Origin of the sequence: uncultured Hyphomicrobium sp. (assembly GCF_902826555.1) — a bacterium.
In the GTDB taxonomy this organism is placed as follows: Bacteria; Pseudomonadota; Alphaproteobacteria; order Rhizobiales; family Hyphomicrobiaceae; genus Hyphomicrobium_C.
The window spans coordinates 46970-54003 of sequence record NZ_CADEFI010000023.1; the positions used below are offsets into that span (position 1 = coordinate 46970).

A 7034-nucleotide genomic window follows, 5' to 3' on the forward strand; every position below is an offset into this window, starting at 1 on the left:
CCGTCGCCCGCAGCGCAGCATTCAACGTTGTTGTCTTGGACTTAAGTCCATGCTTTGGTTCCGCGCCAAATCAAATCACGAGACCGGTTGAACATGACGAATTGGACGCAAGCCCAGGCTCCGGGCAACCCTCCCAAGTCCAACGCGATCACCGACGTTGCTTGTCCCTTCTGCGGTCTCGTTTGCGACGATCTCGAGCTGGCGCGCGACGAGAAGGGCCTACACGTCACCAAGAACGGCTGCGAGAAGGCGGTCGCTGGATTCGAACGCAACGTGGATGGGGCCAAGCCGCAGATCGAAGGTCGCGATGTCGACCTGGCGACTGCCATCCAGGCTGCCACCGCCCTGATCCGGAAATCCTCCCTGCCGCTCTATGGCGGTCTCGGCACCGACGTCAACGGTATCCGTTCCGTGATGGCGCTCGCCGACAAGTCGGGCGGCGTGGTGGATCACGCGCTCTCCGAGGGCCAGTACAGGAACTTTCGCGTGCTCCAGACCACGGGCTGGATCATGACCACGCTGACCGAGACGCGAAACCGCGCCGACGTCATCATCGTGGTCGGCACCGACATTCAGAAGCTGCATCCGCGCTTCTTCGAGCGCATCGTCAACGTCGAGGCGTCGCTGCTTTCGGAGACGCCGGCGAAACGTACCGTCATCTTCATCGGCAAGGGGCTCGACCAGTCGGCCGTCAAGGGACCGCGCATCGGGGAGATCGTCACCCTTCCGTGCGACCTCGATCGCGTCGGCGAAATCGTGGGGGCGCTTTCGGCCGAGATCAGGGGCACGCCTTCAAGCGCCGATTCGGTGGCCGGGGTGCCAGCCGCCGACATCCGGGCCCTCGTCGAGCGGCTCAAGTCCGCCGCCTATCCGGTGTTCGTCTGGGCGCCGCCGGGCCTCAACTTTCCAAACGCGGATCTGGTCGTCAGCGCCGTCTCCGACCTCGTCAAGGAACTCAACGTCAAGTGGCGCGCCGCGGGTCTCGCTCTTGGCGGCAACGAAGGAGCGATCTCGGCCGGCGCCGTCAGCTCCTGGCAGAGCGGCTATCCGCTGCGGGTCTCGTTCGCCTCCGGCAAGCCCGACTATGATTTCCTGCGCTATGCCATTCCGCGCATGATCGCCAACGGCGAAGGCGACCTCCTCGTGTGGCTCGCCTCCTTCACGCCGGATCTCGGGCCACCGGCGACAAAGATCCCAACCATCGTGCTCGGCACGCCCGGCATCAAGCTCGCGAGCCCGCCGGCGGTGTTCATCCCGGTCGGCACGCCGGGAGCGGATCATGGCGGACGCATCATCCGCGTCGACAACGTCGTGTCGCTGCCGCTCCGCGATCTCGGCCGCTCCAAACTTCCCAAGGCGTCCGACATTTTCGGTGCCATCGAACTCGCACTCTAATGTTTGTCGTGCTTTAAGCCCGCCTCGAGGACCCAAGCTATGCTGATCAAGTTCACCGGCGGAACCGTGTACGACCCCTTGAATGGGGTCAACGGCGAGGTCCGTGATATCTACGCTCAGGACGGGCGCATCGTCGCCACGCCGCCGCCCGGCGCACGCGTCGATGCGGAGTATGCGCTTAACGGCCGCGTCGTCATGGCGGGCGCCATCGACCCGCACAGCCACATCGGCGGCGGCAAGGTCACCATCGGGCGCATGCTGCTGCCCGAGGATCACCAGGGCCACGAGGTTTCGCGCACGGAGCTTATGCGCTCGGGCTGCGGACATGCCGTCCCTTCGACAATGACGACTGGCTACCGTTACGCGGAAATGGGCTACACGGCCGCCTTCGAACCGGCGATGCTGCCGGCAAACGCGCGCCAGGCGCATCTCGAAATGGGCGATACGCCCATGATCGACAAGGGCGCGTTCGTGATGCTCGGCAACGACGACTTCTTCCTGCGCGCGCTCGCGGGCAAGAAGGACTTCTCCTTCATCAAAGACTACATCGCGTGGACCATGCACGCTGCGCAGGCGCTGGCGGTGAAGATCGTCAACCCGGGCGGCATCAGCGCTTTCAAGTTCAACCAGCGCAAAATGGACCTCGACGAGAAGCACGTGTTCTACGGGCTCACGCCGCGCGACATCATCCTGACGCTCGCGCGCGGCATGAAGGAACTCGGCGTTCCGCATCCAATCCATATTCACGGCTGCAATCTCGGCGTGCCCGGCAGCATGGATTCGACGCTGGCGACCATCCGCGGCGCCGAAGGGTTGCCGCTCCACCTGACGCACATCCAATTCCACAGCTACGGCACGGAAGGAGACATGAAGTTCTCTTCCGGCGCGCCGCAGATCGCCGAGCTTCTGAACCAGACCCCGAACGTGTCGATCGATATCGGGCAGATCATGTTCGGCCAGACGTGCACGGCCTCCGGCGACAGCATGCGCCAGTACGGCAACACGAAGTCCTCGAACCCCAAGAAGTGGGTGGTGATGGACATCGAGTGCGACAACGGCTGCGGCGTGGTGCCGATGAAGTACCGCGACAAGAGCTACGTCAATGCGCTGCAATGGGCGATCGGGCTCGAGCTGTTCCTGCTCGTCAACGACCCCTGGCGCATCTTCCTCACCACCGACCATCCAAACGGCGCGCCGTTCTACTACTATCCGCACCTCATCCGACTGCTCATGGACCGCACGTTCCGCAACGAGATGCTGGAGAAGCTGCATCCGGGCGCGCAGGCGGCCACCATCCTGAAGACGCTGAACCGCGAGTACTCGCTTTACGAGATCGCCATCATGACACGCGCAGGACCGGCGAAGAGCCTCGGGCTGCGCGACCGCGGGCACCTCGGCGCGGGCGCGGTCGCCGACATCACCGTCTACGAGGACAATGCCCAGGACCGCGAGGCGATGTTCAAGACGCCGCTGTTCGTGTTCAAGAACGGCGAGCAGATCGTCAAGAACGGCAAGGTCGTCAAGGTCGTCGCCGGTGCGACGCACGTCGTGCGGCCGGACTACGACAAGGGCATCGAGAAGACCCTGCGCGAGTATTTCGATCGCTATCACACCGTGAAGCTCGACAACTTCCGCCTCTCCGACCAGGAGATCGTCGACAGCAACTGCGGGCATACGGGCGGAGAATGCGGCTGCGTCATCGTTCAGCCGAGCGGACCGAGGATCTCCTGACAATGAGCGCCATCACGAAAAACGGCGTCACGATCGACGACACCTTCGCCGAGGCGTTCGGCATGAGCGGGCTCGGGCTCATCATCACCGCCGATACGCTCAAGTGGGCGCGGATCTCGGCGGAGGTCATGACCGGCTTCGGCACCTCGGTCATCGGCTGCGGTGCCGAGTGCGGCATCGACAAAGAACTCTCGCCTGACGAGACGCCCGACGGGCGGCCCGGCGTGCGCGTGCTCATGTTCGGCTTCTCGCCGGATGCGCTCAGTCCGCAGCTCAGGAACCGGGTCGGCCAATGCGTGCTGACCAGCCCCGGATCGGCCTGCTACAACGGTCTCGACAGCCCGACCAAGCTCGGTCTCGCTGCCGGTCCGCGCTTTTTCGGCGACGGCTGGCAGACCGCAAAAAAGCTCGGCAAGCGGCGGTTCTGGCGCGTGCCCGTCATGGACGGCGAGTTCGTGATCGAGGACAAGTGCGGCGTGACGACGGAAGCCGTGGGCGGCGGCAACCTGCTGGTGCTCGGACGTGACAGGGCGGGGCTGCTCGAAGCCACGGAGGCGGCCGTGGCGGCCATCGCGAAGATCGACGACGTGATCACGCCATTCCCCGGCGGCATCGTGCGCTCGGGCTCCAAGGTGGGCTCAAAGTACAAAGGCGCCATCGCCTCGACCAACGACGCCTTCTGCCCGACGCTCAAGGGCGCCGTGGCGACCGAGTGCAGCCCCGACACCATCGCCGTGCTCGAGATCGTCATCGACGGCCTCACCTCAAAGGCGGTCGCCGATTCCATGCGGACCGGTCTCAAGACGCTGATCGAGATCGGCGCTGCCAAGGGCGTGACGCGCATCTCCGCCGGCAACTACGGCGGCAAGCTCGGCCCGCATCACTATCACCTGAAGGATCTGCTGCCATGAGCACGCTGAGCTTCAATCTGCGCACCGCTCCCACGGAGGTGCTCGACCTCTCCGCGCTCATCCCTTCGAAGCTGGCCCAGCTTTCGCTCGGCGATGTCGCCCGCGTGGCGCTTGGATCGGTGCCCGACGCGCCGCTCGCCGGAGATGTATTCGACATCGCCGGCACGCCCGGCGACACGATTGTCATCTCCGGCGGGTCGCCCTTTCTCGACTACGTGGGCGCCGGCCTCGACGGCGGTACGATCATGGTCGGCGGGCCGGTCGGTGCCTACGCGGGGCGCGGCATGAAGAGCGGCAAGATCACGATCAGCGGCGATGCGGGCGCCTACCTCGCCTCGACGGCGACGGGCGGGCTCATCCACGTCAAGGGATCGGCCGGTGATTTTCTCGGCGGCACGCGTCCCGGCGACCGCTTCGGCCTGCTGGGCGGAACGGTGCTGGTGGACGGCAGCGTCGGCCAGCGCGCGGGCGAGCGCATGCGGCGCGGCGTGGTGGTGGCAAAGGGCAAGTTCGGCCCGGCGGCCGGCTCGCGCATGGTGGGCGGCACGCTCTGGACCGAGGCCGGGTTCGGAGCGCGTCCGGGGCCCCTGCTCCGTCGCGGCACGCTGATCGGACCATCTGTCGATGAGCTCCTGCCGACGTTTGCCGATTGCGGACGCGTCGATCCCGTCATCCTGCGTATTCTCTCGCGCTACATCGCCGAGACGCTGGGACCGCTGGCGCCCAAGGCATTGCCGGCCACGGTGCGCAAGCTCGCAGGCGACCGGGCAACCATTGGCAAGGGCGAGATTCTGCTGACGGCCTAGCGCGCCGCGCAACCCTGGGTGGCCTATTGAAACTGAAAGCTGCTACGCTGCGTACCTCTATCGATCGAGCGCATACGAACGCTCGGCACTTGGAGGAGGCGCCATGCTCAGCATCATTCTTTCGGCTTGTCTGATCTCTGACCCGACTCAGTGCCGGGACTTCAAGATCCCGCTCGACGTCAGCATGGATGCGCTCCATTGCACCATGGCAGCGCCGCCCTATTTCGCGCAGTGGGCGGAAGAGCATCCCAAGTGGCAGATCAAGCGCTGGAAGTGCCAGTCGTCGGCGCTCAACGACACTTGAGCGCGCTTACGGGGTTTGTGTCTGCTCGACCGGCTGGGCGCTGTGCGGGGCGTTCGCGTACTTCTGCAGCACAATGATCCCGGCCAGGGCCAGCGACATCACCAGCGCCGTCACGGCGATGGACGGAATGGATCGCCGCGGCTCTGTTTCGACCTTCTTGATCTCGATCTCGGTTTCCATGGCTTTCCTCCGGGCATTAAACGTCCGACGACAGGCACGGTTCCGCACGGAGCGAGCCGCAGGCAAACGAGCGCAGGGGCGCTTGTTCCGGTGTAAGCCCTGAGGAAGACTGGCTCAGTCGGCGGCGCGGGCCTCTTTCTGAGGGGGCATTGTGCCGCTGATCTCGATCATGAACTTCTGGCGGATGGCGCGGCCGAAATCGCCGAAGCCGTGGGCCGGAAGGATGAACGATCCCGGGCCGCCCATGACGTTGTCGTGATACCAAGCTTCGAGCGTCGGTCCCTCGTCGCCTTCGAGGATCGGCAATCCGTTCACCGTCACGCCGGATGCCGCGAGCTCGTCGCGCACCAGAGCCGGCGGCTCCTCGGGATTGCAGTTCTCGCTGCCGTCTCCGGACACGTCGACAACGGTGCGCAGTGCCTTGGCCGGGATCTGCGGAACGACCTTGTCCGAGATCGAGCGCAGCATGCCGGAGACGCACGTGAACTCGCCGGTCTGGCGCGGCAGGCTACGCACCTTGGCGGCGACGGTTGCTGCATCGGCGGCGCTGGCGATGCGATGCCACGGGAGCGCGAACTTCGGCTTGTCGGCCCAGGTGACCATCGAGAACAGGATGCCACCTTGCGGGCCATTGAGGATCGCTTTCTGCACCTCGGGATCTTCGAGCGCCTTGGCGATGCCTTCCATCTGCAGCTTGTAGCGGTTCTCGTCCACGGAGTTCGATACGTCGACAGACACGATGAGGGCGGTGTCGACCTCGGCCGGCATCTCCTGCGCCCAGGAGGCCGAGAAGAACGCAACCAAGGCAATCACCGCTACCACCGCCGCGGCCGCAATGCAGCCCCAAGCGAATGCCGAAACACGTGCTCTCATGATGTTGGTCTCGTTTGCCCGGATCATCCGGCCGCGATCTTAACCCTCTCGGCCACCGCGCCGCCAGTGAAGTGTTCCCGAACTGTGGCGACAAAGGCACGGGATAGGCGGTGCTGCACGCTTGCCCACCTTGCCAAGGCCGGAAGCCTCTCTTACCCTCGCAGAGTTCGGCTCTCCGGGCGAGGAAACCTCCGTGCACGCACGCGCTGCCATAAACCTGATCCTGCTTGCGGTGCTGGCTGTTCGCAGCCTGCTGCCGGCTGGCTTCATGGTGCAAGCCGCGCATGCGTCGGACCGCACGTTCGATATCGTGATCTGCACGAGCACGGGGACAAAGCTGCTTTCCGTGGATGCCGACGGCACCCCGGCGCCCGCAAAACCGCAGCATGTCGATAACGGGCTCTGTCCGTTTGCAGCGGCCGGCGCCACGGCTCTTGCGGCGGCCGCGCCCGACGAAAGCCTCGCCGGTGCCGCCGAATATGCAGCCGTCACATATACGCTTGCCGTCGCGCTCTTTTCCGAGACACCCAAGCCCGGGGCCGCGTCCGCCCGCGGGCCACCCGCCTCCGCGTTGATCTGATCCAATCGCGTCATCAGTGGCCGTGCGTCGCGTTCCGTTCTTCGGAAGTGCGCGCCAGCCGCTCGCTTCAGAGCAATGCGGAATTCCATCATGTCCTCAATCGACCGACTTCATGACGTGTCACGTGCAAGCTTCACCCCCACTCGGGCGTGCAGCCTTGCCGGCGTCTCCATCGTTGCGCTTTGCGCCGCAGTCGCCCCGTCGTTCGGCCAGCAAAGCAACCAGAATTCGACCGAGCTTCCGCCGGTCAACGT

Annotated in this window: 8 protein-coding genes; 6 read left to right on the forward strand and 2 right to left on the reverse strand. The window is 65.1% G+C overall.

The annotated features are described in order from the left end of the window. Positions 1 to 93: 93 nt before the first annotated feature. The 5 genes from QZV93_RS11220 to QZV93_RS11240 all read left to right on the forward strand — a co-directional run bounded on the left by QZV93_RS11220 (position 94) and on the right by QZV93_RS11240 (position 5147). On the forward strand, positions 94 to 1395 hold the full coding sequence (locus QZV93_RS11220; RefSeq protein WP_295558487.1) for a formylmethanofuran dehydrogenase: 1302 nt from the start codon (positions 94 to 96) through the stop codon (positions 1393 to 1395). Positions 1396 to 1434: 39 nt separating this feature from the next. After that, positions 1435 to 3126, forward strand: coding sequence for a formylmethanofuran dehydrogenase subunit A (locus QZV93_RS11225; RefSeq protein WP_295558488.1), 1692 nt, complete (start codon positions 1435 to 1437; stop codon positions 3124 to 3126). Between the two features lie 2 nt (positions 3127 to 3128). Then, on the forward strand, positions 3129 to 4037 hold the full coding sequence (fhcD, locus tag QZV93_RS11230; protein ID WP_295558489.1) for a formylmethanofuran--tetrahydromethanopterin N-formyltransferase: 909 nt from the start codon (positions 3129 to 3131) through the stop codon (positions 4035 to 4037). Further along, positions 4034 to 4843: a formylmethanofuran dehydrogenase subunit C gene (locus tag QZV93_RS11235; protein ID WP_295558490.1), complete on the forward strand. Its 810-nt coding sequence runs from the start codon at positions 4034 to 4036 to the stop codon at positions 4841 to 4843. The genes fhcD and QZV93_RS11235 overlap by 4 nt, the downstream gene beginning before the upstream one ends. Before the next feature lie 103 nt (positions 4844 to 4946). Further along, positions 4947 to 5147: a hypothetical protein gene (locus QZV93_RS11240; RefSeq protein ID WP_295558492.1), complete on the forward strand. Its 201-nt coding sequence runs from the start codon at positions 4947 to 4949 to the stop codon at positions 5145 to 5147. A 6-nt stretch (positions 5148 to 5153) separates the two neighbouring features. Here the strand turns inward: QZV93_RS11240 and QZV93_RS11245 are convergent, their stop codons facing one another. Together QZV93_RS11245 and QZV93_RS11250 are read right to left on the reverse strand one after the other, a co-directional pair. Beyond that, positions 5154 to 5327, reverse strand: coding sequence for a hypothetical protein (locus QZV93_RS11245; protein ID WP_295558493.1), 174 nt, complete (start codon positions 5325 to 5327; stop codon positions 5154 to 5156). A gap of 114 nt (positions 5328 to 5441) precedes the next feature. Then, entirely contained in the window at positions 5442 to 6200 is a 759-nt protein-coding gene (locus QZV93_RS11250; protein WP_295558494.1) for a DUF1194 domain-containing protein, read from the reverse strand. Between the two features lie 193 nt (positions 6201 to 6393). Here QZV93_RS11250 and QZV93_RS11255 point away from each other — a divergent pair, with 193 nt between their 5' ends. Beyond that, the gene (locus tag QZV93_RS11255; protein ID WP_295558496.1) at positions 6394 to 6780 is read left to right on the forward strand and encodes a DUF2946 family protein; all 387 of its coding nucleotides are present in this window, start codon (positions 6394 to 6396) and stop codon (positions 6778 to 6780) included. Positions 6781 to 7034: the final 254 nt, after the last annotated feature.

Excerpts from the sequence above, each read along its gene's own strand:
- QZV93_RS11220 (WP_295558487.1), top strand. The coding sequence starts at position 94 with ATGACGAATTGGACGCAAGCCCAGGCTCCGGGCAACCCTCCCAAGTCC.
- QZV93_RS11225 (WP_295558488.1), top strand. The coding sequence starts at position 1,435 with ATGCTGATCAAGTTCACCGGCGGAACCGTGTACGACCCCTTGAATGGG.
- fhcD (WP_295558489.1), top strand. The coding sequence starts at position 3,129 with ATGAGCGCCATCACGAAAAACGGCGTCACGATCGACGACACCTTCGCC.
- QZV93_RS11235 (WP_295558490.1), top strand. The coding sequence starts at position 4,034 with ATGAGCACGCTGAGCTTCAATCTGCGCACCGCTCCCACGGAGGTGCTC.
- QZV93_RS11240 (WP_295558492.1), top strand. The coding sequence starts at position 4,947 with ATGCTCAGCATCATTCTTTCGGCTTGTCTGATCTCTGACCCGACTCAG.
- QZV93_RS11245 (WP_295558493.1), bottom strand. The coding sequence starts at position 5,327 with ATGGAAACCGAGATCGAGATCAAGAAGGTCGAAACAGAGCCGCGGCGA.
- QZV93_RS11250 (WP_295558494.1), bottom strand. The coding sequence starts at position 6,200 with ATGAGAGCACGTGTTTCGGCATTCGCTTGGGGCTGCATTGCGGCCGCG.